General features: G+C 71.7%; 21 protein-coding genes and 1 pseudogene. 7 read left to right on the top strand and 15 right to left on the bottom strand.

Going from position 1 to position 24,596, the window contains the following annotated elements; all coding sequences use genetic code 11:
* Position 1: 1 nt before the first annotated feature.
* The 8 genes from ACWDD7_RS10175 to ACWDD7_RS10140 form a co-directional block, all read right to left on the bottom strand.
* Positions 2-586: a Uma2 family endonuclease gene (locus ACWDD7_RS10175; protein WP_351866089.1), complete on the bottom strand. Its 585-nt coding sequence runs from the start codon at positions 584-586 to the stop codon at positions 2-4.
* 97 nt (positions 587-683) lie between these two features.
* Entirely contained in the window at positions 684-1,967 is a 1,284-nt protein-coding gene (locus ACWDD7_RS10170; protein ID WP_351866091.1) for a thymidine phosphorylase, read from the bottom strand.
* A 78-nt stretch (positions 1,968-2,045) separates the two neighbouring features.
* Positions 2,046-2,450 (bottom strand): cytidine deaminase, encoded by a 405-nt coding sequence (locus ACWDD7_RS10165; RefSeq protein ID WP_351866093.1) that lies wholly within the window; start codon positions 2,448-2,450, stop codon positions 2,046-2,048.
* On the bottom strand, positions 2,447-3,736 hold the full coding sequence (locus ACWDD7_RS10160) for an ABC transporter permease (protein ID WP_351866096.1): 1,290 nt from the start codon (positions 3,734-3,736) through the stop codon (positions 2,447-2,449). Before ACWDD7_RS10160 ends, ACWDD7_RS10165 begins: the two co-directional genes overlap by 4 nt.
* Complete coding sequence (locus ACWDD7_RS10155; RefSeq protein ID WP_450457003.1) at positions 3,736-4,863, bottom strand: ABC transporter permease; 1,128 nt, start codon at positions 4,861-4,863, stop codon at positions 3,736-3,738. The genes ACWDD7_RS10160 and ACWDD7_RS10155 overlap by 1 nt, the downstream gene beginning before the upstream one ends.
* On the bottom strand, positions 4,860-6,386 hold the full coding sequence (locus tag ACWDD7_RS10150) for an ABC transporter ATP-binding protein (protein ID WP_351866217.1): 1,527 nt from the start codon (positions 6,384-6,386) through the stop codon (positions 4,860-4,862). The genes ACWDD7_RS10155 and ACWDD7_RS10150 overlap by 4 nt, the downstream gene beginning before the upstream one ends.
* A 224-nt stretch (positions 6,387-6,610) precedes the next feature.
* Positions 6,611-7,669: a BMP family lipoprotein gene (locus tag ACWDD7_RS10145; RefSeq protein WP_450457002.1), complete on the bottom strand. Its 1,059-nt coding sequence runs from the start codon at positions 7,667-7,669 to the stop codon at positions 6,611-6,613.
* A gap of 308 nt (positions 7,670-7,977) precedes the next feature.
* Positions 7,978-9,207 (bottom strand): amidohydrolase, encoded by a 1,230-nt coding sequence (locus ACWDD7_RS10140; protein WP_450457001.1) that lies wholly within the window; start codon positions 9,205-9,207, stop codon positions 7,978-7,980.
* A gap of 233 nt (positions 9,208-9,440) precedes the next feature.
* Here ACWDD7_RS10140 and ACWDD7_RS10135 point away from each other — a divergent pair, with 233 nt between their 5' ends.
* Entirely contained in the window at positions 9,441-10,118 is a 678-nt protein-coding gene (locus ACWDD7_RS10135) for a class I SAM-dependent methyltransferase (protein WP_450457000.1), read from the top strand.
* On the opposite strand, the gene ACWDD7_RS10130 is transcribed toward ACWDD7_RS10135, so the two are convergent.
* The gene (locus ACWDD7_RS10130; protein WP_450456999.1) at positions 10,093-10,473 is read right to left on the bottom strand and encodes a VOC family protein; all 381 of its coding nucleotides are present in this window, start codon (positions 10,471-10,473) and stop codon (positions 10,093-10,095) included. The two genes, ACWDD7_RS10135 and ACWDD7_RS10130, sit on opposite strands and share 26 nt — an antisense overlap.
* A 92-nt stretch (positions 10,474-10,565) precedes the next feature.
* Here ACWDD7_RS10130 and ACWDD7_RS10125 point away from each other — a divergent pair, with 92 nt between their 5' ends.
* Positions 10,566-11,567 (top strand): helix-turn-helix transcriptional regulator, encoded by a 1,002-nt coding sequence (locus tag ACWDD7_RS10125; RefSeq protein ID WP_351866112.1) that lies wholly within the window; start codon positions 10,566-10,568, stop codon positions 11,565-11,567.
* A gap of 36 nt (positions 11,568-11,603) precedes the next feature.
* On the opposite strand, the gene ACWDD7_RS10120 is transcribed toward ACWDD7_RS10125, so the two are convergent.
* Genes ACWDD7_RS10120 through ACWDD7_RS10105 form a run of 4 tightly spaced genes read right to left on the bottom strand, consistent with a single transcriptional unit; the run spans position 11,604 to position 16,416 of the window.
* Complete coding sequence (locus ACWDD7_RS10120; protein WP_450456998.1) at positions 11,604-12,866, bottom strand: hypothetical protein; 1,263 nt, start codon at positions 12,864-12,866, stop codon at positions 11,604-11,606.
* A 35-nt stretch (positions 12,867-12,901) separates the two neighbouring features.
* Positions 12,902-13,840 (bottom strand): N-acetylneuraminate synthase family protein, encoded by a 939-nt coding sequence (locus ACWDD7_RS10115; protein WP_450456997.1) that lies wholly within the window; start codon positions 13,838-13,840, stop codon positions 12,902-12,904.
* A gap of 12 nt (positions 13,841-13,852) precedes the next feature.
* A complete protein-coding gene (locus ACWDD7_RS10110) occupies positions 13,853-15,082 on the bottom strand; it encodes an N-acylneuraminate cytidylyltransferase (protein WP_351866120.1) in 1,230 nt (409 codons plus the stop codon).
* 23 nt (positions 15,083-15,105) lie between these two features.
* Positions 15,106-16,416 (bottom strand): DUF6716 putative glycosyltransferase, encoded by a 1,311-nt coding sequence (locus tag ACWDD7_RS10105; RefSeq protein ID WP_450456996.1) that lies wholly within the window; start codon positions 16,414-16,416, stop codon positions 15,106-15,108.
* A 199-nt stretch (positions 16,417-16,615) separates the two neighbouring features.
* On the opposite strand from ACWDD7_RS10105, the gene ACWDD7_RS10100 reads away from it, so the two are divergent.
* From ACWDD7_RS10100 to ACWDD7_RS10085, 4 genes and pseudogenes are all read left to right on the top strand, one after another.
* The gene (locus ACWDD7_RS10100) at positions 16,616-17,593 is read left to right on the top strand and encodes a glycosyltransferase family 2 protein (protein WP_351866124.1); all 978 of its coding nucleotides are present in this window, start codon (positions 16,616-16,618) and stop codon (positions 17,591-17,593) included.
* Positions 17,590-18,924, top strand: a complete 1,335-nt coding sequence (locus tag ACWDD7_RS10095) for a polysialyltransferase family glycosyltransferase (RefSeq protein ID WP_351866127.1) — start codon at positions 17,590-17,592, stop codon at positions 18,922-18,924. The genes ACWDD7_RS10100 and ACWDD7_RS10095 overlap by 4 nt, the downstream gene beginning before the upstream one ends.
* A gap of 5 nt (positions 18,925-18,929) precedes the next feature.
* On the top strand, positions 18,930-20,090 hold the full coding sequence (locus ACWDD7_RS10090; protein WP_450456995.1) for an acyltransferase family protein: 1,161 nt from the start codon (positions 18,930-18,932) through the stop codon (positions 20,088-20,090).
* 102 nt (positions 20,091-20,192) lie between these two features.
* Positions 20,193-21,066: pseudogene (locus ACWDD7_RS10085) on the top strand (class I SAM-dependent methyltransferase).
* Positions 21,067-21,408: 342 nt separating this feature from the next.
* Here the strand turns inward: ACWDD7_RS10085 and leuE are convergent.
* Positions 21,409-22,059, bottom strand: a complete 651-nt coding sequence (leuE, locus tag ACWDD7_RS10080; RefSeq protein ID WP_351866135.1) for a leucine efflux protein LeuE — start codon at positions 22,057-22,059, stop codon at positions 21,409-21,411.
* 72 nt (positions 22,060-22,131) lie between these two features.
* Positions 22,132-23,712 (bottom strand): acyl-CoA mutase large subunit family protein, encoded by a 1,581-nt coding sequence (locus ACWDD7_RS10075; protein WP_450456994.1) that lies wholly within the window; start codon positions 23,710-23,712, stop codon positions 22,132-22,134.
* Between the two features lie 79 nt (positions 23,713-23,791).
* Here ACWDD7_RS10075 and ACWDD7_RS10070 point away from each other — a divergent pair, with 79 nt between their 5' ends.
* Entirely contained in the window at positions 23,792-24,556 is a 765-nt protein-coding gene (locus ACWDD7_RS10070) for a L,D-transpeptidase family protein (RefSeq protein ID WP_450456993.1), read from the top strand.
* The last annotated feature ends 40 nt before the right edge of the window (positions 24,557-24,596 follow it).

Genomic DNA, 24,596 nt, shown 5'->3' with positions numbered 1-24,596 from the left:
GTCAGTCGACAGGGAACTCGCCGGTGTCGATCGTGACGTCGAACGGTGCCGGGAGCTTGAGGGGGTCGCCGAACTTGACAGCGCTCAGGACCCGGTAGACCTCACCCCTCGGCTCCCCGTAGAGGGTCGCGGTGGGGCCTCCGGGAGCCCAGCGGTCGATGAGGAGGTACAGCGGGATCCCAGCGGTGGCATAGGCGGCGGGCTTGCTGACGCGGTCGTGGCGGGCGTTGGACCTGGAGGTCACCTCGACGACGAGTTCGGCCAGAGCAGCGGGGATGTGTGTGTCCGTCTCCGCGCAGTCCCCTACCGGGGCTACCAGGAGGTCGGGGATGAACATGCCCAGTCGTGACGGTACGGCGATGGCGAGAGTCTGGAATACCCCCCAGTCGTCGGGAATCACCGAGTAGAGGCGACGCTGGACACGTTCCGTGATCACGTTGTGGCGGAACGCGGGAGAAGGTGACACGGTGATGATCCCCTCGATGATCTCCACCTTGCTGCCCTCCGGCCATTTCATCTCCTCCCAGAACCGGACGAGGTCGTCCCAGCTCTGGTCGGGGTCCTGGCTCACGGTGAGTGCGCTCATGGCGGGTCTCCTTATCCGTGCGTCACCGATCCCAGCATGCCGAACGGGATCGGTGCAGGTCCACCGATCCCGTTCACCCGTACGAGGAAACCGCAGGTCAGGCGATACGTTCCAGCACCACCGGCGTCGCCGGGAAGTCCGTGCCCGGCGCGGCGATGTCGTAGGAGCCCGAGACCGCCTCCAGGGCGTAGTCGAAGCGCTCGGGGGTGTCCGTGTGGAGGGTCAGCAGGGGCTGGCCGGCGGTGACCGTGTCGCCCGGCTTGGCGTGGAGCTCGATGCCGGCGGCGGCCTGGACCGGGTCCTCCTTGCGGGCTCGGCCGGCGCCGAGGCGCCAGGCGCCGATGCCGATGTCGTAGGCGTCGAGGCGGGTCAGGACGCCCGAGGAGGGGGCGGTGATCACGTGCTGTTCGCGGGAGGTGGGCAGCGGGGCGTCCGGGTCGCCGCCCTGGGCCGCGATCATCCGGCGCCAGACGTCCATCGCCGAGCCGTCGGCCAGCGCCTTCGCGGGGTCGGCGTCCTTCAGGCCCGCCGCGTCCAGCATCTCCCGCGCCAGGGCGAGCGTCAGCTCGACCACGTCCGCGGGGCCGCCGCCCGCGAGGACCTCCACCGACTCGCGGACCTCCAGCGCGTTGCCCGCCGTGAGGCCGAGCGGGGTGGACATGTCGGTGAGGAGCGCGACCGTACGGACGCCGTGGTCGGTGCCCAGGCCCACCATCGTGGAGGCCAGTTCGCGGGCGTCCGCCAGGGTCTTCATGAAGGCGCCCGTGCCGACCTTCACGTCCAGCACCAGCGAGCCCGTGCCCTCGGCGATCTTCTTGGACATGATGGACGACGCGATCAGCGGGATCGCCTCGACCGTGCCCGTCACGTCGCGCAGCGCGTAGAGCTTCTTGTCCGCGGGGGCGAGGCCGTCGCCCGCCGCGCAGATCACCGCGCCGACGCCGTCGAGCACGTTCAGCATCTCCTCGTTGGAGAGCAGCGCGCGCCAGCCGGGGATCGACTCCAGCTTGTCCAGGGTGCCGCCGGTGTGGCCGAGGCCCCGCCCGGACAGCTGCGGCACGGCCGCGCCGCACGCCGCCACCAGCGGGGCCAGCGGCAGGGTGATCTTGTCGCCGACGCCGCCGGTCGAGTGCTTGTCGGCGGTCGGGCGGGACAGCGTGGAGAAGTCCATGCGCTCGCCGGAAGCGATCATCGCCGCCGTCCAGCGGGCGATCTCGCGCCGGTTCATGCCGTTGAGCAGGATCGCCATGGCGAGCGCGGACATCTGCTCGTCGGCGACCTCGCCGCGGGTGTACGCGTCGATGACCCAGTCGATCTGCTCGTCGGTCAGCTCGCCGCGGTCCCGCTTGGTGCGGATGACGGAGATGGCGTCCATGGCCATGGCTGGTGGCTTCCTTCCGGGAGGTGCAAGGAGTACGGCCCCCCTGCGCTGATCCGCGTCAGGAGGGCCGTACGGGAGTTACTTGGTGAGATGGTCCGGGCCGAAGGCCTGGGGCAGCATCTCGGACAGCGGGAGGACGCCCGCGGGGGTGTCCAGGAGCAGGTCCGGGCCGCCGAACTCGTACAGCAGCTGACGGCAGCGCCCGCACGGCACGAGCAGCGCGCCCTCGCCGTCCACACAGGTGAAGTGCGTCAGGCGGCCGCCGCCGGTGCGCTGGAGCCGCGAGACCAGGCCGCACTCGGCGCACAGCCCGAGGCCGTACGAGGCGTTCTCGACGTTGCAGCCGGTGACGGTGCGGCCGTCGTCGACCCGGGCCGCCGCGCCGACCGGGTAGCCGGAGTAGGGGGCGTAGGCGTGCGCCATCGCCTCCCGGGCCTCGGCGCGCAGCGCCTCCCAGTCGAACCCGGCCGCGTTCTCGGTCACTTGCCCTGACCCTTCCGGTACCGCATGCCGTCCGCCTTCGGCATCCGCAGGCGCTGCGCGGACAGCGACAGCACCAGCAGCGTGACGACGTACGGCGTGGCGCCCACGAAGTCGCTCGGCACCTCGTCGGTGAACAGGTACCAGACCAGGACGGCCGCCGCCACGACCAGGCTGATCGCGCCGTGCCACGCGGCCTTGCGGTACAGCTTCCAGGCCGCCAGGGCGACGAGCAGGACGACCAGCAGGAGCAGCAGCGCGTGCACGGTCGTCCCGCCGTTGCGCAGCTGGAGGGCGTCGGAGTAGCCGAACAGGCCCGCGCCCATGGCGAGTCCGCCCGGCCGCCAGTTGCCGAAGATCATCGCGGCGAGACCGATGTAGCCGCGACCGCCGGTCTGGCCCTCCAGGTACGTGTGCGAGGTGACCAGCGAGAGGAAGGCGCCACCGAGGCCGGCGAGGCCGCCGGAGACGGCCACGGCCGCGTACTTGTAGGTGTAGACGTTGACGCCGAGCGACTCCGCGGCGACCGGGTTCTCGCCGCAGGAGCGCAGCCGCAGCCCGAAGGGGGTGCGCCACAGCAGCCACCAGCTGCCCACGAACAGCACCGCGGCCAGGATGGTCACCACGGACAGGTGGGTGACCACGCCGCCGAGGATGCCGGCGAGGTCGGAGACGAGGAACCAGTGGTGCTTCTCGATCGACTGGAGGCCGTCGGACAGGCCGGGGATCGTGACGTCCGGCAGCGCGTCCACGGGCGGGGACTGCTTCGGGTTGCCGCCCGCGTCGGCCGCGGCGGCGTCGGTGAAGAACAGCTTGGCGAGGTACTGGGTGGCGCCGAGCGCGAGCAGGTTGAGCGCGACACCGGAGACGATGTGGTCGACGCCGAAGGTGATGGTGGCGACGGCGTGCACCAGGCCGCCGATGACGCCGAAGCCGATGCCGCACAGCAGGCCGAGCCAGGGGCTGGACTGCCAGCCGATCCAGCCGGCGCCGAAGGTGCCGAGGATCATCATGCCCTCAAGGCCGATGTTGACCACGCCGGCCCGCTCGGACCACAGACCGGCGAGGCCGGCGAGGCCGATCGGCACGGCGAGCCCGAGGGCGGCGCTGACCTGCCCCGCGGAGTCGAGGTCCTGCGACCCGGTGATCACCCGGACGGCGGCCAGGAGCAGCAGCGCGCCCGCGGCGAGCACCAGGATCTGGCCGAGCGAGCGGCCCGGGCTCTTGGGCGCGGCACCCGCGGCCTTGGGCGCCGCGGGCGGCGGCGCGTCGGTCATCGTGGCAGTCATCACGCCACCTCCTGCTTCTTCATCGGGGCGGCGGCCTGGGCGGCGAGTTCGGCGCCGACCTTGTGCTGCTGGCGCTTGAGGCCGTAGCGGCGTACGACCTCGTAGGCGATCACGACGCACAGGACGATGACGCCCTGGATGACGCCGAGGATCTCCTTGTCGTAGCCCTGGAACTCCAGGTGGTTCGTGGTGCGCTCCAGGAAGCCCCACAGCAGGGCGCCGAGCGCGATACCGATCGGGTTGTTGCGGCCGAGCAGCGCGATGGCGATGCCGGTGAAGGCGATGCCGGTCGGGAAGTCGCTGCTGTACTGGTAGCTCTCGTTGAGCAGGGTCGGCATGCCGATCAGACCGGCCGCCGCACCCGAGATGATCATGCTGGTGACGACCATCTTCTTCACCGAGACACCGCTCGCGGTGGCCGCGCTCTCGGACTGGCCGACGGTGCGCAGGTCGTAACCGAACCGGGTGCGGCCGAGGACGAACCAGTAGGCGACGCCGACGATCGCGGCGATGACGATGAAGCCGTCCAGCTCGCCGGAGGCGCCGGTGTCCATGAGGAAGAAGTGCGAGGCCGAGGGGAGCGGCTTGGTGGCGACGACGGTGCCGCCCTGGTAGAGCTGGGCCAGCTTCCCGGGCTGGAGCAGGTAGCCGATGACCGCGGTGGCGATCGAGTTCAGCATGATGGTCGAGATGACCTCGCTGACGCCGCGGGTCACCTTGAGGACGCCCGCGACGGCCGCCCAGACCGCGCCGGTCGCCATGGCGCAGATCAGGATGAGCAGCATGGAGAGCCAGCCCGGCAGGGTCAGCGCCCCGCCGAGGACGGCGGCGAAGAACGCGGCGAGCCGGTACTGGCCGTCGACACCGATGTTGAACAGGTTCATCCGGAAGCCGATGGCCACCGAGATGCCCGCGAGGTAGTACGTGGTCGCCTTGTTGAGTATGTAGACCTGGCTGTCGCTGGCGAAGCCGTAGGTCAGCATGTCGTTGAAGGCGGGGCCGGGGTTCTTGCCGGTCGCGAGGATCACCAGGGCGGTGATGACGAGCGCGGCGACGATCGCGAGCAGCGGCGCCGCGATCCCGAGGAGCAGCCGCTCCCTGTCGATCCGTGAGGTCAGCTTGTTCATCGGGCGTCGTCCTCTGCGTGCTCCAGGTGGCCGGTGGCCGCACCCGTCATGGCGGAGCCCAGCTCCTCGGGGGTGATGGTGGCGGGGTCGGCGTCGGCGACCAGGCGGCCGCGGTACATCACCCGCAGGGTGTCGGACAGGCCGATCAGCTCGTCCAGGTCGGCGGAGATCAGCAGCACGGCCAGGCCCTCGCGGCGGGCCTCGCGGATGTGGTCCCAGATGGCCGCCTGCGCGCCGACGTCCACACCGCGGGTGGGGTGGGCGGCGATGAGCAGCTTGGGGGCGTGGCTCATCTCGCGGCCGACGATCAGCTTCTGCTGGTTGCCGCCGGACAGGGAGGCCGCGGTGACGTCGATGCCGGGGGTGCGGACGTCGTACGACGCCACGATCCGCTCGGTGTCGGCGCGGGCGCCCTTGATGTCGAGCAGCGGGCCCCGGGAGTTGGGCCGCTCGGTGACGTGGCCGAGGATGCGGTTCTCCCACAGCGGGGCTTCCAGGAGGAGGCCGTGGCGGTGGCGGTCCTCGGGGATGTAGCCGATGCCGGCCTCGCGGCGGTCGCGGGTGGCGCGCTGCGAGATGTCGGTGCCGTCGAGGCTGATGGTCCCGGCCTCCGGGTGGCGCATGCCCATGATGGCCTCGACCAGCTCGGACTGGCCGTTGCCCTCCACGCCGGCGATGCCGAGGATCTCGCCCTTGTGGATGGTCAGGGAGATCTGGTCGAGGATGACGCGCTCGATGCCGTCGAGGTCGGTCTGGCTCAGGTGCAGGCCCTCGACCGTGAGCATCGGGATGTCGGTGACCGTGGACTCCTCGGTCTCCGGGGTGGGCAGCTCGCTGCCGACCATCATCTCGGCGAGCTGGCGGGGGGTGGTGGAGGAGGGCTCGGCGGTGCCGACCGTCGTACCGCGCCGGATGACGGTGATCTCGTCGGCGACCGACAGCACCTCGCCCAGCTTGTGCGAGATGAAGATGACGGTGAGGCCCTCGGCCTTGAGGTCGCGCAGGTTGTCGAAGAGGGCGTCGACCTCCTGGGGCACGAGCACGGCGGTCGGCTCGTCCAGGATGAGCGTCTTGGCGCCGCGGTAGAGGACCTTGAGGATCTCCACGCGCTGGCGGTCGGCGACGCCCAGCTCCTCGACGAGGGCGTCGGGCCGCACGTTCAGGCCGTACGCGTCGGAGATCTCCTTGATCTTCGCGCGGGCCTTGCCACCGATGCCGTACAGCTTCTCCGCGCCGAGGGCGACGTTCTCCAGCACGGTGAGGTTGTCGGCGAGCATGAAGTGCTGGTGCACCATGCCGATGCCGCGGGCGATGGCGTCGGCGGGGTTGTGCAGGACGACCTGCTCGCCGTCGATCGTGATGGTGCCCTCGTCCGGCTGCTGCATGCCGTAGAGGATCTTCATCAGGGTGGACTTGCCGGCGCCGTTCTCACCGCACAGGGCATGGACGGTGCCCTTGGCCACGGTGATGTCGATGTCGCGGTTGGCGACGACGCCGGGGAAGCGCTTGGTGATGCCGCGCAGTTCGACGGCAGCGGGAGGGCTGGACGCGTTGATGGCGCACTCTCCTCGGGGAAAGGGGCTGCGTAGGGGAGGGAGGGCAGGCGTCGGCGACGCTAGCGCGGCAACTCCGCGCTACACGCGTAGAGTTGACACATTGTTATGGCTCGGCGAAGGGGCCGCGAACGGCTCCCCGCGCCGAGCCGGGGTCCGGGCGGGCCGGACCCTTACCTGTCGCTCGGGTCAGATCAAGGGGTGGTCTTGACCTTGATCTTGCCGTCGACGATCTTCTGCTTGGCGGCGTCCAGCTTGGGCTGGATGTCCTTCAGGTAGCCACCGCTGGTGGCCAGGGAGACACCGCCCTTGGCGAGGGAGTAGACGTTGTTGCCCGCCAGCGGCTTGCCGTCCTTGACGGACTGGATGAAGTCGAAGACGCCGACGTCGACGTTCTTGACCGCGGAGGTCAGGATGGAGCTCTTGTACTTCTCCATGCCCGGGATGTTGTACTGGTCCGAGTCCACGCCGATCGCCCAGGCGCCCTTGACGCCGTTGACGGCCTCGATGGCGCCGGTGCCGGAGGAGCCGGCCGCGCTGTAGACGACGTCGGCGCCGTTGTCGAGCATGCCCTGCGCGGCCTGCTGACCCTTGTCCGGGCTGGAGAAGCCGGAGGTGTCCTGGCCGTGGCTCAGGTACTGGACGTCGACCTTCACCTTGGGGTTGGTGTCGTGCACGCCCTGGACGTAACCGGCCTCGAACTTCTTGATCAGCGGGTTGTCGACACCGCCGATGAAGCCGACGTGGGCCTTCTTGGTCTTCAGCGCGGCGGCGACACCGGCCAGGTAGGAGCTCTGCTCCTCGGTGAACGTGATGCTGTCGACGTTCTTGCCGTCCACGACGGAGTCGACCAGGCCGAAGGAGGTCTTCGGGAACTGCTTCGCCACCTGCTGTACGGCGGGCGCATAGGTGTAGCCGACGGCGATGATCGGGCTGTAGCCGGCCTGGGCCAGGTCCGTGAGGCGCTGCACCCGGTCCGCGGGGGTGTCCGAGGTCTTCGCGGTCAGCTCCTTGATGGAACCGCCGAACTGCTTCTCGGCCTTGTCGGCACCGCGCGCGGCGGAGTCGTTGAAGGACCGGTCGCCACGGCCGCCGACGTCGTAGGCGAGACCGATCTTGATGCCACCCTTGGCGCTGCCCGAGGGCGAGGACGAGCTGTTCTCTTCGGAGGACGTCTTGCCACACGCGGTGGCGGAAAGGGCGAGGGCTGCGGTGGCGAGACACGCAGCGGAAAGCTTGGCTACCCGGCGCACGGGAAGGCTCCTTCACCTGACCTGAGCGCCATGTCGGCGCTTGAGCCGAACACCCCGGCGGCGACGGCTTCGCGGCATCGTAACGCGCGTAGATGTCGCAAAAAACCCTCTCTCGAAGCCGTTATCGATTCGAGGCAAACAGCATCTGAACTCGTGCTCCGAGTCCTCTCACACCTCTGTTGCGCACAGCGCACGATTGGCTTGCGAACGTGTTGCGCCGGGGCGGGCGTGCGCTCCAGGAGCGGGACGGCCGCTCCCGGGGCGGTTCAGGAAGAGCCGTCCCCCGGAGCGGTCGCCGCGCAGCCCTGTCAGTCGACGCTGTCGTCCAGGAACGCCGCCGCGGTGAACATCTCCACGCCGACCGTGATGGCGTGCTCGTCGGCGTCGAAGTCGCCCTGGTGCAGATCGCGCACGGTGCGCTCGCCGGGGCGGCGCACGCCGAGCCGGGCCATGGCGCCGGGCACGTGCTCCAGGTACCAGGAGAAGTCCTCGCCGCCCAGGCTCTGCTCGGTGCTCTCCACGGATTCCCGGCCCCGGCGCGCGGCCATCGCGCGGCGCAGCAGGTCGGCGGAGTCCTTGTCGTTGACGACCGGCGGCACCCCGCGCACGTAGTTGATCTCGGACTTGGCCCGGTGCATGGTGGCGACCTCGTCGATGGCCGCGTGCACGATGTCGGGGGCCTGCCGCCACGCCTCCAGGTCCAGGCAGCGCACCGTGCCGGCCAGCTCCGCGTGCTGCGGTACGACGTTCGGGGCGTGGCCCGACTCGATGCGGCCCCAGGTGAGGGCGAGCCCGACGCGGGTGTCGACGCGGCGGGCGATCAGCGCGGGGACGTCGACGGCGACCCGGGCGGCGGCGGTGACGAGGTCGGTGGTCAGGTGCGGCCGGGCGGTGTGCCCGCCGGGCCCGTCCAGGGCGATCTCCAGGCGGTCGCAGGCGCTGGTGATGGGGCCGTGGCGCAGCCCGACGCGGCCGACCTCGACCCGGGGGTCGCAGTGCACGGCGAGGATCCGCCCGACCCTGTCGAGCGCGCCGTCCTCGATGGCGCCGAGGGCGCCGCCGGGCAGCACCTCCTCGGCGGGCTGGAAGATCAGCCGTACGGGGCGGGTGAGCAGGCCCTTCTCGTGCAGGTCGGCGAGGACGAGGCCGGTGCCGAGGACCACGGTCGTGTGCATGTCGTGACCGCACGCGTGCGCCCGGTCGGGCACGGTGGAGCGGTACGGGCAGTCACTCTTGGTGTCCGGGATCGGCAGCGCGTCGATGTCGGCCCGCAGCGCGAGCACCGGTACGGCGGGCCGCTCCCCCTCTGTCAGCCCGATGTCGCACACGAGTCCGGTTCCGGAGGCGAGGACGCGGGGGCGCAGCCCGGCCTTCTCCAGCCGCTCCTTGATCGCGGCGGTCGTACGGAACTCCTGGTTGCCCAGCTCGGGGTGCATGTGCAAGTCGCGGCGGAACGCGACGAGTTCGGCGTGCAGGGACTCGCTCAGCACGCCGGGGAGCACATCCCCCGCGAGGCCGGCCTCGGACTCTAGGGACATCAATTGCTTCACCCTCTGAAGGGTAGGACGCCCGGGTGGTCAACTGCCCCTGGATCAACAAAAGTTCAGCCCGTTAGGGGAAGAAAATCTGACCGCTGGACGCATGACTGTGGACTGTGATGGGTAAAACCACTTTTTTCTCCTTCCACGCATACCACGCCTTGGCCGAGTCACGCTCGCCATGTCCACGAACCGGACCTCCACTCGGCCCGCACCCACTAGGGTCGCGCCCCGTGACCGACACGACCGAGGACTTCCTCCAGACGACCCGTGCCTCCTACGACGCGATCGCCAGGGACTACGCGGCGCACTACCCCTCCAGCCTCCTGCACCCCCTGGACCGGAGCCTGCTCAGGGCCTTCGCGGAGTCGGCACGGGGTACGGCCCCGGTGGCCGACCTGGGCAGCGGGCCCGGCGGCGTCACCGCGTTGCTCCATGAACTGGGGGTCCCGGCGTTCGGTATCGACCTCTCCCCCGAGATGGTGGCGCTGGCCCGCGAGGCCCACCCCGGACTCCACTTCCGCACGGGCTCGATGACCTCCCTGGACGTCCCCGACGCCTCGCTCGGCGGCATCCTCGCCCTCTACTCCACGATCCACGTGCCCGACGCCCACCTGCCGAGGGCGTTCGCCGAGTTCCACCGCGCCCTGCGCCCCGGCGCCCCGGTCCTCATCGCCTTCCAGACCCGGAAATCCGGCGAGACCGTCCCGCACCTCCGCCTCTCGGAACGCTTCACCCACGAGATCACCCTCGACTACTACTGGCGCACCGCCGACCGGGTCACCTCCCTCCTCACCGAGGCGGGCCTGGCCCCGACGGCGACGACGCGCCGCGAACCGTCGGGCGAGGAGACCCGGGCGCGGACGTTCGTCCTGGCGCGCAGGCCTAGCCCCGGACCGCGGCCGGCGTGAAGAAGTTGACGAGGTTGCCGTCGGGGTCGCGGAAGAGCAGCGAGCGGTTGCCCCAGGGCATCGTGGTGGGCTCGTTGACGAAATCGGTGACGAAGCCGGTCAGGTTCCGGTGCACGCGGTCCACGTCGTCGACGCGGAACTCGATGATCACGCTGTGGTTGTCCGCCGGACGGGCGGCGCCGGGGGCGAAGAGCGGGACGGTGCGGGTGCCGGCGATCGCGAGGGTGGCGTTGGGGGTCCTGAGCTCCGCGAAGTCCTCGGTGGCCCGGACGGCCCGTACCCCGGTGGCCCGCTCGTAGAACCCGACGAGGCGCGCGACGTCGCCGGTGATGACGCGGATCGAGACGAAGTCCATGGTGATCTCCTTGGCTGGGGGAACCGCTGCGCCCCGCAGGCTAGGAGGAATAGGGGACAGAATCGGTCCTCTATCGGCGTTACGCTGCGGCCATGCCTCCTCGCACCGGCCGCGCGCCCCGCCCCACCGGCCGTGTGCTGACCCTTCTGGAGCTGCTGCAGTCCGGCGGCACCCGGACGGTGGCCGAGCTCGCCGACCGGCTCGGCGTCGAGGGCCGGACCGTGCGCCGGTACGTGGACCAGCTGATCGACCTCGACGTGCCCGTGGAGTCGGTCCGCGGCCGTTACGGCGGGTACCGGCTCGGCCCCGGGTACCGGCTGCCCCCGCTCATGCTCGGTGACGACGAGGCACTGGCCGTACTCCTCGGCCTGGCCGCCGGCCGCCGGGCGGGGCTGACGGAGCGGACGGCGAGCGAGACGGCGTCGGCCAAGATCCGCCGGGTGCTGCCGGGGCACCTCGCCCGGCGCCTCGACGCGCTCCTGGACACCCTCGCCTTCACGGACCGGCCCGGCGAGCCCGCCACCCCGGACGCCGGGATCCTGCTCACCCTCGCCGACGCGGTACGCCACCACCGGCCGGTCTCGATCCGGTACACCGACCGCGACGGCCGCCGCAGCGAGCGCACGCTGCACGCCTACGGGATCGTCGCGCATGCGGGCCGCTGGTACGTCACGGGCCTCGATCCGCGGCTCGACGAGGACCGGACCTTCCGGCTCGACCGCGTCGTGGACGCGAGGACCCTGCCCGGCTCCTTCGAGGCGCCCCCGGTGCCCGATCCCGCCCAGCGCGTCCTGTCCGGCTTCGCCACGGCCGAGTACCGGCACGCCGTGACCCTGCGCGTCCACGGCACACCGGAGCAGATCCGCGCCCACCTCCCGGCCGCCGTCGCGACCCTGGCGGACGACGGACCCGCGACGACCGAGGACCGGACGGACGAGCGCTGGCTCCGCGTCGAACTCCGCGTGGAACGCCTCGACTGGCTCCCCTCGGCCCTCGCCGCCCTCGACCGCCCGTTCACCATCGAACGCCCCACCGAACTCCGCGCCCTGGTCCTCGCGTTGGCCCAGCGCCTCGGCTCCCGCGCCGGCGCGTGACCGGAGCCGACGCGGCGACGGCTGGACGTACTCGGCCTACGCCAGGCTCACCGACGTCAGTCGGTGCACGTCCCGCGCCGTCCCCGTCACTCCCGACAGGAAGCCCTGGGCCCGTGGCGAGGCGTTCTCCGTGAGCCAGGTCGGGTCGATGTCGCACACCGCGACGCGGACGCCGGTGCCGGCCAGGGCCAGCGGGAGGGTGTGGACGACCGTGGAGGGGAAGCTGAGGATCGTACGGCCGATGGGGCCGCGGCGGGCGATCAGCTCCAGAGGGAGGTCGGGCCGGACGATCTCCAGGCCGGTCTCGGTGGCCAGGCGGTGGAGTTTCTCCGTGCTCTCGCGGCGGTGGGCGAAGTAGCGGGTGGTGCCGTGGGTCCTGGCCAGGGTGCGGACGGCCGCCAGGTAGGAGTCGCCGTCGACCACGCCCGTCTCCACCAGGGACGTGCCCACCATGTCCGCGCCCTTGGTGATGCGCGGCGGCCCGAAGCGGGCCCGGGTCCAGGAGAAGTCGTTGGCCGTGACCGTGACGCCCTCGGGGGTCTCGTGCACCGGCATCGAGGAGAAGACCTCCACCCGGCGGCGCGCGCCGGGGGTCAGACGGCGGCGGGCCGAGGAGGAGACCGGCGCGAAGAGCAGGTCGCGGGGGCCGGGGCGGCCGCCCTTGCGGTGCCAGCGCACCAGGCGTTCGCCGCGGGCGAGCTGGGCGACGAACTCCATCGTCGCGGTGCCGTCGTCCACCACCACCAGGTCGCGCGCCCGGGTGATGGTCAGCAGCAGCTGGACATAGCGGGAGAAGGGGTCGCCCATGACCACGCGCTCGGCGCGGCGGAGCAGGCCCGCGAGGCCGCCGATGGTGGCGAAGGGCGCGGTCGGGCCGCCGCGGGCCTCCTCCCAGCGCACCCGGTAGCCCTCGTCCCGCGCCAGGTCGGCCATCCGGCGCAGCTGGCCCCGGGTCATGGGGTCGGTCGGGGACAGGACGACGACCGTGAGGCCGCCGCCGCCCGGAGAGGCCCCACCGTCCGGCGACTCCCCGTCGGCCCGTGCCGTTCCACCGGCCGGTGTCCGCCGCATCTGCGCGGGCACGGAGGGCAGGGGACCGGCGGGCGGGAGGAGGTCGACCGGCGGCAGCGGGTCCGCGCCCGGCACCGGGTCCGCCCCCGCGCCCCCCACCGGGCCCGGGTCCGGGTCTCGTAGCCCGTGCAGGTGTGCCCACTCCAGGACGTTCAGCAGCTGCACCGGGCTCTCCACGAAGGCGAGCGTGCGGCAGGGGTGGCCGGTGCGGCCTGCGCGGGGGCTCATCGGGGTACGACCGTCCCGTCGTCAGTGACCTGGATTCACACCGTGACCGGCTCGCCGGCCGCGGCCGCGATCTCCGCCTCGGCGACGACACCGCTGACGCGGCGCAGCTTCTTCATCGGGCCGAGCTCGGAGTCGTAGACCTTCTTGACGCCGTCACCGAGGGAGGCCTCGATGGTGCGGATGTCGCGCACGAGGCGCGTGAGGCCCTGCGGCTCGACGGAGGCGGCCTGGTCGGAGCCCCACATGGCGCGGTCGAGGGTGATGTGGCGCTCGACGAACGTGGCGCCGAGGGCGACGGCGGCCAGCGTGGTCTGCAGGCCGGTCTCGTGGCCGGAGTAGCCGATCGGCACGTTCGGGAACTCCTTCTCCAGCGTGTTGATCACACGGAGGTTCAGCTCCTCGGCCTTCGCCGGGTAGGTCGACGTGGCGTGGCACATCAGGATGTTGTCCGAGCCGAGGACCTCGACCGCGTGGCGGATCTGCTTCGGGGTGGACATGCCGGTGGAGAGGATGACCGTACGGCCGGTGGCGCGCAGGGCGCGCAGCAGCTCGTCGTCGGTCAGCGACGCGGAGGCGACCTTGTGGGCGGGCAGGTCGAACTTCTCCAGGAAGGCGACGGCCTCGGTGTCCCACGGGGAGGCGAACCAGTCGATGCCCTTTTCCTTGCAGTACTCGTCGATCCGGCGGTACTCGTCCTCACCGAACTCCACGCGGTGGCGGTAGTCGATGTAGGTCATCCGGCCCCAGGGGGTGTCGCGCTCGATGTCCCACTGGTCGCGCGGAGTGCAGATCTCGGGGGTGCGCTTCTGGAACTTGACCGCGTCGCAGCCGGCCTCGGCGGCGACGTCGATCAGCTTGAACGCGTTCTCCAGCTCACCGTTGTGGTTGATGCCGATCTCGCCGCAGATGTAGACGGGCTGACCCGGGCCGACCTCGCGCGAACCGAACGTACGCAGACGGGAGTTGGTGCTCATCAGGGGGTGTCCTTACTTGGGGAGGGAATCGAGAGAGGGGCCGAGGATCCAGCTGGCGATCTCTCGGATCGCGCCGTCACCGCCGGGCAGGGAGGTGACCGCGCGTGCGGCGCCGCGTACGACGTCGTGGGCGCTCGCGACCGCCACGGGCCAGCCGACGAGGGCGAAGCAGGGGAGGTCGTTGACGTCGTTGCCCACGTAGAGCACGCGCTCCGGCGCGATGCCCTGCTCCTCGCACCACTGCTTGAGGGCGAGGTCCTTGCGGTCGATGCCGTGCAGCACGGGAAGCTTCAGCTTCCGGGCGCGGGCGGCGACCACAGGGTTCTGCTCCGTGGACAGGATCAGCATCTTCAGGCCGCTCCTGCGCAGCGCCGCGATGCCGAGTCCGTCCCCGCGGTGCACGGAGACGAGTTCCCGTCCTTCGGAGTCGATCAGCACCCGGTCGTCCGTCTGGGTGCCGTCGAAGTCGAGTACGACCGCGTCGATGTCGTCGGCCGCGGGAAGCGAACCGGGGCGGTCCGCGTCGAAGAGGGGGGCCAGCGCGCGGGCCCTCGCCAGGTCGTGCGGGTCGTCGATCTCCAGCACCCGCGCGGGGTCGGTGCGCACGAGTTCGGTGCGGCCGAAGAAGCGGTGCCCGTGCTCGCGGAAACCGGCCGCGTCCATGGCGTACGCCGTGCCGGTCTCCAGGAAGTCCTGGGGGCGGTCCTGGCGGCGGGGGCGGTACGACTTGTCGTGGTTGACGCCGACCCCGCCCGCGGACCCGGTGTCGTCCTCGCGCCAGACGAAGCCGTGGAACGGGGCCACGGTCACCGCCGTGTCCGCGCCGTTCTCCAGCACCGCGCCGGCCACCCCGTCCACGTCCTCGCGGACGATGAAGGGGCTGGTGCACTGCACGAGCAGGACCACGTCCACGGCCGCGCCGTGCAGCGCCTCGTGGGCGTCCATGGCGTGCAGCACGGCCGCCTCGGAGGTCGCGGTGTCCCCGGCGATGGCGGCCGGGCGCAGCACCACCTCGGCACCGGCCTCGCGGGCGGCGGCCGCGATGGCCTGGTCGTCGGTGGAGACCACGACATCGGTCACCAGGCGGGTGGCGCGGCACTCGCGCACCGCGCGGGCCACCAGCGGGACGCCGCCGACCGGGGCGAGGTTCTTCGCGGGCACGCCCTTGGAGCCGCCGCGGGCCGGGATCACCGCGAGCACCCGGCGCACCGAGGCGCCCTGGCCCGCTTCCGGGTCGGACATGGGGTCTACTCCTTGTGTAGAGGTCACAGCTCCCCCATCCGCCGGATCACCGGGGCGACCCGCTGGACGCCGTGCCGGTAGGCGCCGCGCGCGGCCCGGCGCACGATCTGGCGCACGGGTCCGGGTGCCTTGTCGGCGGTGGGCGCGCCGGGCAGCGGGGCGCCGTCGGGGCCGAGGTGGTGGCGGGCGAGGATGCCGGGCAGATAGCCGGGCGCGGTCTCGGGGGTGTAGTAGGGGGTCAGGGGCGGCAGCCCGTCCGCCCGGTCGAGCAGCTTCGCGATGCGCTCGCGGGCCGCGTCGAAGGCGGTGTCGTACGAACCGTCGGCGGCGACCCCCTGCCGGGCCACCCACTCCTCGTCGGGGGCGGGCCGGTGTCCGGCGTCGAGCTGGTCCCAGGAGGCGAGGCAGCCGGAGCCGGTGAAGTGGTGGTTGCCGAGCGCCTCGCGCACGCCGAGATCGGTCAGGACGACCGTGGGGACCCGGCGGTGCAGGGCCTCCAGGGCGGCCGTGGAGCTGACCGTGACGAGCAGGTCGGTACGGTCGAGCACCTCGCCCATGTGCCCGTACACCAGGCGGAAGTTGGCGGGCACGTCCTTGCCCTGGACCAGCTTCTGGTAGGGCAGTTCCTCGATGTGCGTGGTGTGCTCGCCGGGCTTGGAGCGCAGCTTGAGCAGCACCTCGCGCTCGGGGTGCTTGCGGGCGTGCCGGATGAGGCGGTCGAGGAGGTAGACCCGGTCGCGGCGGTTGTCCGGGACGGACGGCTGGGCCGCGAACACCACGGTGTACGGGTCGTGTTCACCGGCGTACGGCGCCCCGCCGAGGAAGGGCAGCGCGACCTCGGTGACCGCGGAGGCGTCCGCGCCGACCCCCTCGTACACGGCCCGGAACCGGTCCGCGTCGTGGCGGGAGTTGGCGAGGACCAGGTCCGCGCCGTGCCGCAGCAGCAGGCCGTCGGCGAGCTTCTCGTAGACGACGCCGACGTAGCCGGTGACGACGACGGGCCGCCGGCCGGTGCCCCACACGGTGCGCAGGCCGTGCAGCATGGCCTGCACTCCGCCGCCGACCAGGGCCAGCACCAGGATGTCGTACGGCTCCTGGCCCATCGCGTGGAGGAACTCGACGCCGGTGACCTCGCTGAGGGAGTCGGCGCGGACGCCGACCTCCTGGAGCTGGCGGGCGGTCGGGGTGGCTCGTCCGCGCAGGAGGTACCCGTCGAGCCGGACCTCGGCATCCGCCGGAGTGAGCCGCTGCGCGGTGAGCGCGCCCCACTTCCACCGGGTGTCGGAGTCCGCCAGGACGGCGACCCGCAGGGACTTCGTTGCACTTGCTGGCACGTCCAAGACGCTAGGAAGCCATTCCGCCGTTCCGCCCAACCTGAATGCAACAAACGGTTAACAGCACACCGCCGAATGACGAATCGGCTCGCGGAGGGCCCGGAAAAAGACCTGGTTCACGGCTTCGCCATGTGCCATTCACCCAGTATCAAGCAAGGCGTCAAGACGAATGACGGGCATCCCCCCTAACGTCCCTGACGTGGTCAAGCTCTCCGTCATCGTGCCGTTCTACAACGTGCAGCAATACGCGCCCGACACGCTCAGGAGCCTGAGGGCGAACGCGCGTGAGGACTTCGAATTCATTCTCGTCGACGACTGTTCCCGCGACGGGACACCCGAGATTCTCGCGCGCGCGGAGCGCGAGCTGCCCGGGGCGGTCCTCGTCCGGCACGAACAGAACGGAGGTCTGGCGACCGCGCGCAACACCGGCATCGACCGGGCGCGCGGCGAGTACCTGACGTTCCTGGACGGCGACGACTGGCTCGCCCCGGGCTACTTCCGGCAACTGGTCGACGCCATGGAGGAGTTGGGAGTCGACTTCATCCGTACCGATCATGTGCAGTGCACCGCGCGGGCCCGCCAGGTGCAGCGGGTGCCGGTCGGCCGGCGGGGCCGGGCGCTCGACCCGCGGGAGGCGATCCTGCCCGCGGACCGCTCCACCTCGGTGGACTACGCGTTCGCCTGGGCGGGCGCCTATCACCGCCGGCTGGTCGACAGGGGCCTGCTGCACTTCACCGACGGGCTGCGCACGGCCGAGGACCGGCCGTGGATCTGGAAGCTGCACCGGGAGGCGGAATCCTTCGCCGCGGTGAGCCTGCTCGGCGTGTTCTACCGGCGCGGGGTCGCCTCCTCGCTCACCCAGATCGGCGATGTGCGCCAGCTCGATTTCATTCGGGCATTCGATCAGGTGATCGCGGAAACCGCCGAGGACCGGGACGCGGACGCGCTGCTGCCGAAGGCGGTCCGTACGTATTGCGCCATCATTTCCCATCATCTGGGATCCATCGAAAGGTTCGAGCCCGCGGTGGCGAAGAAACTGAAATCCCTGAGTGCCGCCGCGCTGCGCCGCATGCCGCAGGACGTGCTGGACGACGCGCTGGACTCCATGGACCTCCAGCGCGCCACCAAGCTGCGCCGGCTGCGCCGCCGTCCCGCCGCCGCGGGAGCCGCCGCGTGACCACCCAGATCTTCCAGGCGTCGACGCTGTACGGCATCGCCACCCTCGCCGCCGCCCTGGACTCCGGCTGCTTCGACCCCGCCGACCGGCGGATCCTGCTGGTCTGCAACAACGCGGCGACGCCCGAGACCACGCCGGGTCCCGACGAGATGCCGGGGTTCGAGCGGCTGCGCGACCGGTTCGACGACGTGGTCTCGTACAACGAGACGATCTTCCCGTTCCACCCGGGCGGCTGGGCCCCCCGGGTCGACGACATGCCGCTGTGGGAACGCTTCCTGCGGCACGAGTGGCGACTGGGCACCGACAGCGTCGAGTTGGCGGTCGAGTCGATCCAGGTCAACCCGGCGCTGGCGCTCGGCCAGATCTTCAACGGCGCGCCGGTCACGGTCTACGCGGACGGCCTGATGTCCTACGGCCCGACGCGCAACAAGATCGACCCGCTGGTCGGCACGCGCGTCGACCGGGTGCTCCACCTGGACCTGGTGCCGGGCCTCGCGCCGCTGCTGCTCACCGAGTTCGGAGTGCCCGGCGAACTGGTCCCGACCCCGGCCTTCACCAAGGTGCTCGCCGAACTCGGCTCGGCCGCCGAGGAGCTGCCGGACGTCGAGGAGCCCGCGCTGCTGCTCGGGCAGTACCTGTCGGCACTGGACATCCTCACCGCCGAGCAGGAGGAGAACCTGCATGTGCGGATGCTGAAGGGCGCGACCGCGCTGGGCCACACCAAGGTCGTGTTCAAGCCGCACCCCACCGCCCCGGCCCGCTACACCCGCTCGCTGGAGCAGGAGGCGGAGCGGCTCGGCGTCGAGCTGACCGTCGTGGACACGCCGGTCCTCGCCGAGGTGCTGTACCAGCGGATGCGTCCCGCGCTGGTCGTCGGCTGCTTCTCCACGGCCCTGCTCACCGCCTCCGCGCTCTACGGCCTGCCGGTCGCCCGGGTGGGCACCGAACTGCTGCTGGAACGGCTGACGCCGTACGAGAACAGCAACCGGATCCCGGTCACGATCGTGGACGCCCTGCTGCCCGACCTGGCCGACGCGACCGCGGTCGCCGAGCGGCGCCGGGGCATGGACGTGGACCGGCTGGGCGCGCTGGTGCGTGCGGTGGGCTTCGCGATGCAGTCGAAGATCCTGCCGGGGTTGCGCGCGGAGACGGAGACCTGGCTCGCGGCGAACTTCGGCCCGCGGACCTCGCGCTACTTCAAGCGCCGCCGGCTGACCTCGCTCGCCCTGCCCGGCGGCATCCCCGCGCAGCTGGCGTTCATCCCGCGCAACGCGACCGTGCGCAGGGTGGCCAAGAAGGCGCGCGGCCTGCGCAAGACGGTGCGGCGCTGAACGCCATGACCACTTCCTCCTCCGCCCTCGACGGCGTCCCGATACCCCCCACCGAGGTGACGGCCACCCCCGCGCGGGTCGAACGCCGCAGCCGGCTGCTCGCGCTGGACGGGCTGCGGCTCGTGGCCGCGCTGATGGTCTGCCTCTACCACTACACCGGACGCGGCGGCACGGTCTCCGAGTCCTGGCACCAGAGCCCGGCCGGGATCTTCCCCGCCCTGTCCCGGGTGTCCGTCTACGGCAACCTGGGTGTGCAGTTCTTCTTCGTCATCAGCGGGTTCGTGATCTGCATGAGCAGCTGGGGCCGCACCCTGGGCGACTTCTTCCGCTCCCGGGTCTCCCGCCTCTACCCCGCCTACTGGGTCGCGCTGGTGCTGGTCACCGGCGCGTCCCTGATCCTCCCGGCCGTCATCGAGCCGGTCCGCCTGGACGAGTTCCTGGTCAACCTGACGATGCTCCAGCAGCCGATGGGCGCGACCCGTGTGCTCGGCGTGTGCTGGACGCTGTGGGCCGAGGTCCGCTTCTACGCGCTGTTCGCCCTGCTCGTCGTCCTGCGCGGCGTCACCTACCGCCGGGTGGTGCTGTTCTGCGCCGTGTGGACGCTGGCGGTCGCGGTCTGCCGCACGACCGGCAACGAGCTGACCGACCAGGTCCTCATGCCCGAGTACGCGCCCTTCTTCATCGGCGGCCTCGCGCTCTACCTGATCCACCGCTTCGGCGGCGACCTGCTGCTGTGGGGCATCGTCGCGGTGTCCCTGCTGCTCGGCCAGAGCGAGGCCACCCGCGGCCTGTGGCACCCCACCGCCCACGCCGACTTCCACCGCGACCCCTACGTGGTCGTCCTGATCGTCGCCCTCGCCTTCGCCACGGTCGCCGCGGTGGCCCTCGGCTGGACCCGCTGGGCCTCCTGGCGGTGGCTGACCACCGCCGGCGCCCTCACGTACCCCTTCTACCTGATCCACGAACACCTGGGCTGGTTCGTGATCCGCGTCCTGCACCGCGCCCTCGGCCTGCCCCCGCTGCCCACCCTCGGGGCGACGATTCTGGCCATGCTGGTGCTGGCCTGGCTGATCCACCGCCTGGTGGAGAAACCCTTCGGGCCGCGGCTCAAACGGGCGCTGAAGGACACGAAGTCGGCGAGCCGTTCACCACGCGTCGGGTTTTGAAGCGGTCCCTCGGGCAGGCACCGTGGAGCCCTTGCCACCCGCGCCCCACAGGGCCTCGCAGGGGTTCCACAGACCGTCGTACCGAGGGAGTACCCGCTCCGCATGGCCACGATCCAGGAAACAACGCGTCCGCCCCGCCGGCTCGATGACGTCCCCGGCTGGTTCCCCGTGCTCGACCAGATGCTCTTCGACTGGTTCCTGACCCGGCAGGAGGCCGGCGGGACGCGGGGCGACCTGCTGGAGGTCGGGGCCGAGGCGACCAAGTCGTACAGCGCGCTGACCCGGGCCCGCTTCGAGGAGAACCACCTCTCCTTCCACGACGAGCTGCCGCGCGTCCTCCAGGGCCCCGGCTCGGTGGTCCCGGAGGAGGTCGAGGCGGCCTCCTGCCGGTTCGTGCACATCGAACGCCTCGCACCTGTACGAGCATGTGCACGGCGACATCGGCGCGGCGCGTGACCTGCTGCTCCCGGAGGGCGTCGTCGTCCTGGACGACTTCCGCTCCGAGCACACGCCCGGGGTCTCCATAGCCGCCTGGGAGGCCGTGCTCAACCGCGGCCTGCGTCCGATCTGCCTGAGCACCCAGAAGCTCTACGGCACCTGGGGCGACCCCGAGCCGGTGCAGGACGCGCTGCTGGAGATGGTCCGGGACCGCTCCGACTGCCACCTCAGCGTCCAGGAGGCCGCCGGACACCGGATCATCCGGCTGAAGTCGAAGCACATGCGGGCCCCCGCGTTCCCGCCGTCCAAGCACGCACAGGAGGAGCCCGGGACGGCCGAGCAGGCCGAGGGGTCCGCGGCGGCCGAACCGCCCGCCGCCATCCCCGCACCGGCCCCGACCGTCCCCGCACCGGCCCCGACCGCGCCCGCCCCGGGGCCGCGCCGCGGCCCCGGCCGGCGGGCCCGCCGGGTCGCCGTGGACCTGTTCCCGCCGGTCCTCACCCGCGCCATCCGCAACGCCCGCGCCGCCCGGCGCTGAGTACCCCCGGCCGTCCGACTCGGCGTCGGCCGACCGGAGCACTCGCTCGGCGCCGGGACGCGCACCGGCCCGGGACCGGTGCACGCCGGAGACCGCGCACCGGACGGCGCGGTGTCCGGCGCCCGCCTCTTCGACACCTTCCGGGGCCCGCGCCGGACCCTCCTGGGCGCGACCGCTCCCCCGCGTCCCGGCGTACGAACCCTGCCGCACGCGCCCGGGTCCTGTGGCCCCCGCGTCTTCCTGGTCCGTCCGGACGGGTACGTCGGCCGGGCGGGCGGGACGGTGACGCGGGACCCGGCGGCGTGCCTCGACGGCGTCCGCCGAGCCGCGCCCCCGGGAGGGCTACGAAGCCAGCGACAGCTTCACCGCGAAGCCGAGGAAGAGCGCGCCGGCCGCCGAAGTGGCCGTCGCGGACAGGCGCTTGCGGCGGCGGAAGGCGGCGGCGAGGCGGGTGCCGCCGAATATGAGCGCGCTGAGGTAGAGCACGCTGGCCGCCTGGGCGAAGGCGCCGAGGACGGCGAAGGAGAGGGCCGGGTACGCGTAGGCCGGGTCCACGAACTGCACGAAGAAGGCGACGAAGAACAGGATCGCCTTCGGGTTGAAGAGGCTGACGACGAGGGCGCGGCGGTAGGGGCGTTCCTCGGCGGCCACCGCCGGGGCCGCCGTCTCCTCGGCCGCCTGCTCCCGCCGGGTCCGCCACATCTGCCGGGCGGACCGCATCATGCCGATCGCCAGCCAGGTCAGATAGCCGGCGCCGGCGTACTTCACGATCCCGAACAGCACGGCGTTGGCCTGGAGCAGCGAGGCGACACCGGCGGCGGACAGGATCATGAGCACGGTGTCCCCGCAGAACACCCCGGCGGCCGCGGTGTACCCGGTGCGCACCCCGCGGCGGGCGGCGACGGACAGCACGTAGAGGGAGTTGGGGCCGGGCAGCAGCACGATCAGGGCCACGCCCGCGAGATAGGTGGGGAGATGGACGACACCGAACATGGGGAGGAGTCTCGCACGGGGGTATGACACCGCACCCCGGCCGGGGTCCGCCGGCGCCTTTCGGACACCCGATCAAAAGGCATCATTCGGAACATACTTCCCCCACACCTCCCGCAGCGCCCCGCACACCTCGCCCACCGTGGCCCGCGCCCGCAGGGCCTCCTTCATGGGGTGGAGGACGTTGTCCTCGCCCTCGGCGGCCTTCTTCAGGGCGGTCAGGGCGGAATCGACCGCGCCCCGGTCGCGTGTGGCGCGCAGGGCGGCGAGGCGCTCGCACTGGCGTGCCTCGATGGCCGGATCCACGCGCAGCGGCTCGTACGGCTCCTCCTCGTCCAGCCGGAAGCGGTTGACGCCGACGACCACCCGCTCCCCGGAGTCGGTCTCCTGGGCGATGCGGTAGGCGTTGCGCTCGATCTCGGCCTTCTGGAAGCCCTGCTCGATCGCGGCCTCCGCGCCGCCCAGCTCCCGCACCCTGTCCATCAGCTCGACGGCCGCCGCCTCCACCTCGTCGGTCATCCGCTCCACCGCGTAGGAACCGGCGAAGGGGTCGACGGTCGCGGTCACGTCCGTCTCGTGCGCCAGCACCTGCTGGGTGCGCAGGGCGAGCCGCGCGGACGTGGCGGTGGGCAGGGCGATCGCCTCGTCGAAGGAGTTGGTGTGCAGGGACTGGGTACCGCCGAGGACCGCGCCGAGGGCCTGCACGGCGACCCGGACCAGGTTCACCTGCGGCTGCTGCGCGGTGAGCTGGACCCCGGCGGTCTGGGTGTGGAAGCGCAGCATCAGCGACTTGGGGTTCCGCGCCCCGAACTCCTCCCGCATCACCCGGGCCCAGATCCGGCGCGCGGCACGGAACTTGGCGACCTCCTCCAGGAGCGTCGTACGGGCCACGAAGAAGAAGGACAGGCGCGGCGCGAAGTCGTCCACGTCCATGCCGGCCGCGACCGCGGTACGCACGTACTCGATGCCGTCGGCGAGGGTGAAGGCGATCTCCTGCACGGGGGACGCGCCCGCCTCGGCCATGTGGTAGCCGGAGATCGAGATGGTGTTCCACTTCGGGATCTCGGCGGTGCAGTACCGGAAGATGTCCGCCGTCAGCCGCAGCGAGGGTCTGGGCGGGAAGATGTAGGTGCCGCGGGCGATGTACTCCTTGAGCACGTCGTTCTGGATGGTGCCGGTCAGCCTGTCCGCCGGGATGCCCTGTTCCTCCGCCACCAGCTGGTACAGCAGCAGCAGGAGGGCGGCCGGGGCGTTGATCGTCATGGACGTGGACACCTGGTCCAGCGGGATGCCCTCGAACAGCACCCGCATGTCCTCGATCGAGTCGATCGCCACGCCGACCTTGCCGACCTCGCCGTGCGCGAGGGGCGCGTCGGAGTCGTGGCCCATCTGGGTGGGCAGGTCGAAGGCGACGGACAGACCGGTCGTGCCGTGGGCGATCAGCTGCCGGTAGCGCGCGTTGGACTCCGCCGCCGTACCGAAGCCGGCGTACTGGCGCATCGTCCAGGGGCGGCCGGTGTACATGCTCGGGTAGACCCCGCGGGTGAACGGGTACGCCCCCGGTTCCCCGAGCTTCTCGGCCGGGTCCCAGCCGGCCAGGTCCTGCGGCCCGTAGACCGGCTCGATCGGCAGACCGGACTCCGACTCACGTGCCATGAGCGCCTCCGCGGTACGTTCCGTACCTCCTCACCATGCCTCGTAGTTCCGCCGGGGTCACGCGGGGAAGCATTCGGGGATGAGGACGAGGGGCAGGACCGCCGCCGCGCTCGGAGTGCTTGCCGCGCTCGCCGCGCTCTGCGGGTGCACCGTGCAACCACTGGATGCCGACGGCCGGCCGCTGGGCCGGGGCCCGGTGTCCGCCGGGGGCTCGGGAGTGCTGTGGAGGCCCGGGGACAGCGGGGTGGGGGTACGGGGACTCCAGGCGCGGCTGCGGCAGCTGGACTGGCTGTTCGACGGGCCCACGGGGTCGTACGACGCTCTCACCGAGCGGGCCGTACGGGGCTTCCAGGGCAAGCGCGGGCTGCCGGTGACCGGCGAGACGGACGCCGTGACCTGGCGGCGGCTGGTGGCGATGACGCATGCGCCGGGCAGGTGGGAGCTGTACCTGATGGGCGGCCAGCCCGCCGCCGCGCCCGATCCGCGCTGTCTGACCGGGCGGGTGCTGTGCATCAGCAAGACCAGCCGGACGCTGCGCTGGATGATCGACGGGCGGACCGTGTCCACCGTGGCCGTGCGCTTCGGCACGCGGTACAGCCCGACCCGCGAGGGCACCTTCCACGTCTACTGGAAGTCACGGCACCATGTGTCGACCCTGTACGACTCGCCGATGCCGTACGCGATGTTCTTCAGCGGTGGCGAGGCGGTGCACTACTCGTACGACTTCGCGGCGCGCGGCTATGCCGGGGGTTCGCACGGGTGCGTGAACGTACGGGACGAGACGGCGATCGCCGAGATGTTCGCGGAGGTCCGGGTGGGCGACAAGGTCGTCGTGTACCGGTGAGCCCGGTCAGCGGACGGGCTTTGGGGCGCGGGCGGGACCG

This window comes from Streptomyces sp. NPDC001056, assembly GCF_053598955.1.
The sequence above is the reverse complement of the archived record's forward strand: the minus strand, read 5'-3'. Positions and strand labels throughout refer to the sequence as shown.

Excerpts from the sequence above, each read along its gene's own strand:
- ACWDD7_RS10175 (WP_351866089.1), bottom strand. The coding sequence starts at position 586 with ATGAGCGCACTCACCGTGAGCCAGGACCCCGACCAGAGCTGGGACGAC.
- ACWDD7_RS10170 (WP_351866091.1), bottom strand. The coding sequence starts at position 1,967 with ATGGCCATGGACGCCATCTCCGTCATCCGCACCAAGCGGGACCGCGGC.
- ACWDD7_RS10160 (WP_351866096.1), bottom strand. The coding sequence starts at position 3,736 with ATGACTGCCACGATGACCGACGCGCCGCCGCCCGCGGCGCCCAAGGCC.
- ACWDD7_RS10155 (WP_450457003.1), bottom strand. The coding sequence starts at position 4,863 with ATGAACAAGCTGACCTCACGGATCGACAGGGAGCGGCTGCTCCTCGGG.
- ACWDD7_RS10140 (WP_450457001.1), bottom strand. The coding sequence starts at position 9,207 with ATGTCCCTAGAGTCCGAGGCCGGCCTCGCGGGGGATGTGCTCCCCGGC.
- ACWDD7_RS10130 (WP_450456999.1), bottom strand. The coding sequence starts at position 10,473 with ATGGACTTCGTCTCGATCCGCGTCATCACCGGCGACGTCGCGCGCCTC.
- ACWDD7_RS10125 (WP_351866112.1), top strand. The coding sequence starts at position 10,566 with ATGCCTCCTCGCACCGGCCGCGCGCCCCGCCCCACCGGCCGTGTGCTG.
- ACWDD7_RS10120 (WP_450456998.1), bottom strand. The coding sequence starts at position 12,866 with ATGAGCCCCCGCGCAGGCCGCACCGGCCACCCCTGCCGCACGCTCGCC.
- ACWDD7_RS10115 (WP_450456997.1), bottom strand. The coding sequence starts at position 13,840 with ATGAGCACCAACTCCCGTCTGCGTACGTTCGGTTCGCGCGAGGTCGGC.
- ACWDD7_RS10110 (WP_351866120.1), bottom strand. The coding sequence starts at position 15,082 with ATGTCCGACCCGGAAGCGGGCCAGGGCGCCTCGGTGCGCCGGGTGCTC.
- ACWDD7_RS10090 (WP_450456995.1), top strand. The coding sequence starts at position 18,930 with ATGACCACTTCCTCCTCCGCCCTCGACGGCGTCCCGATACCCCCCACC.
- leuE (WP_351866135.1), bottom strand. The coding sequence starts at position 22,059 with ATGTTCGGTGTCGTCCATCTCCCCACCTATCTCGCGGGCGTGGCCCTG.
- ACWDD7_RS10075 (WP_450456994.1), bottom strand. The coding sequence starts at position 23,712 with ATGGCACGTGAGTCGGAGTCCGGTCTGCCGATCGAGCCGGTCTACGGG.
- ACWDD7_RS10070 (WP_450456993.1), top strand. The coding sequence starts at position 23,792 with ATGAGGACGAGGGGCAGGACCGCCGCCGCGCTCGGAGTGCTTGCCGCG.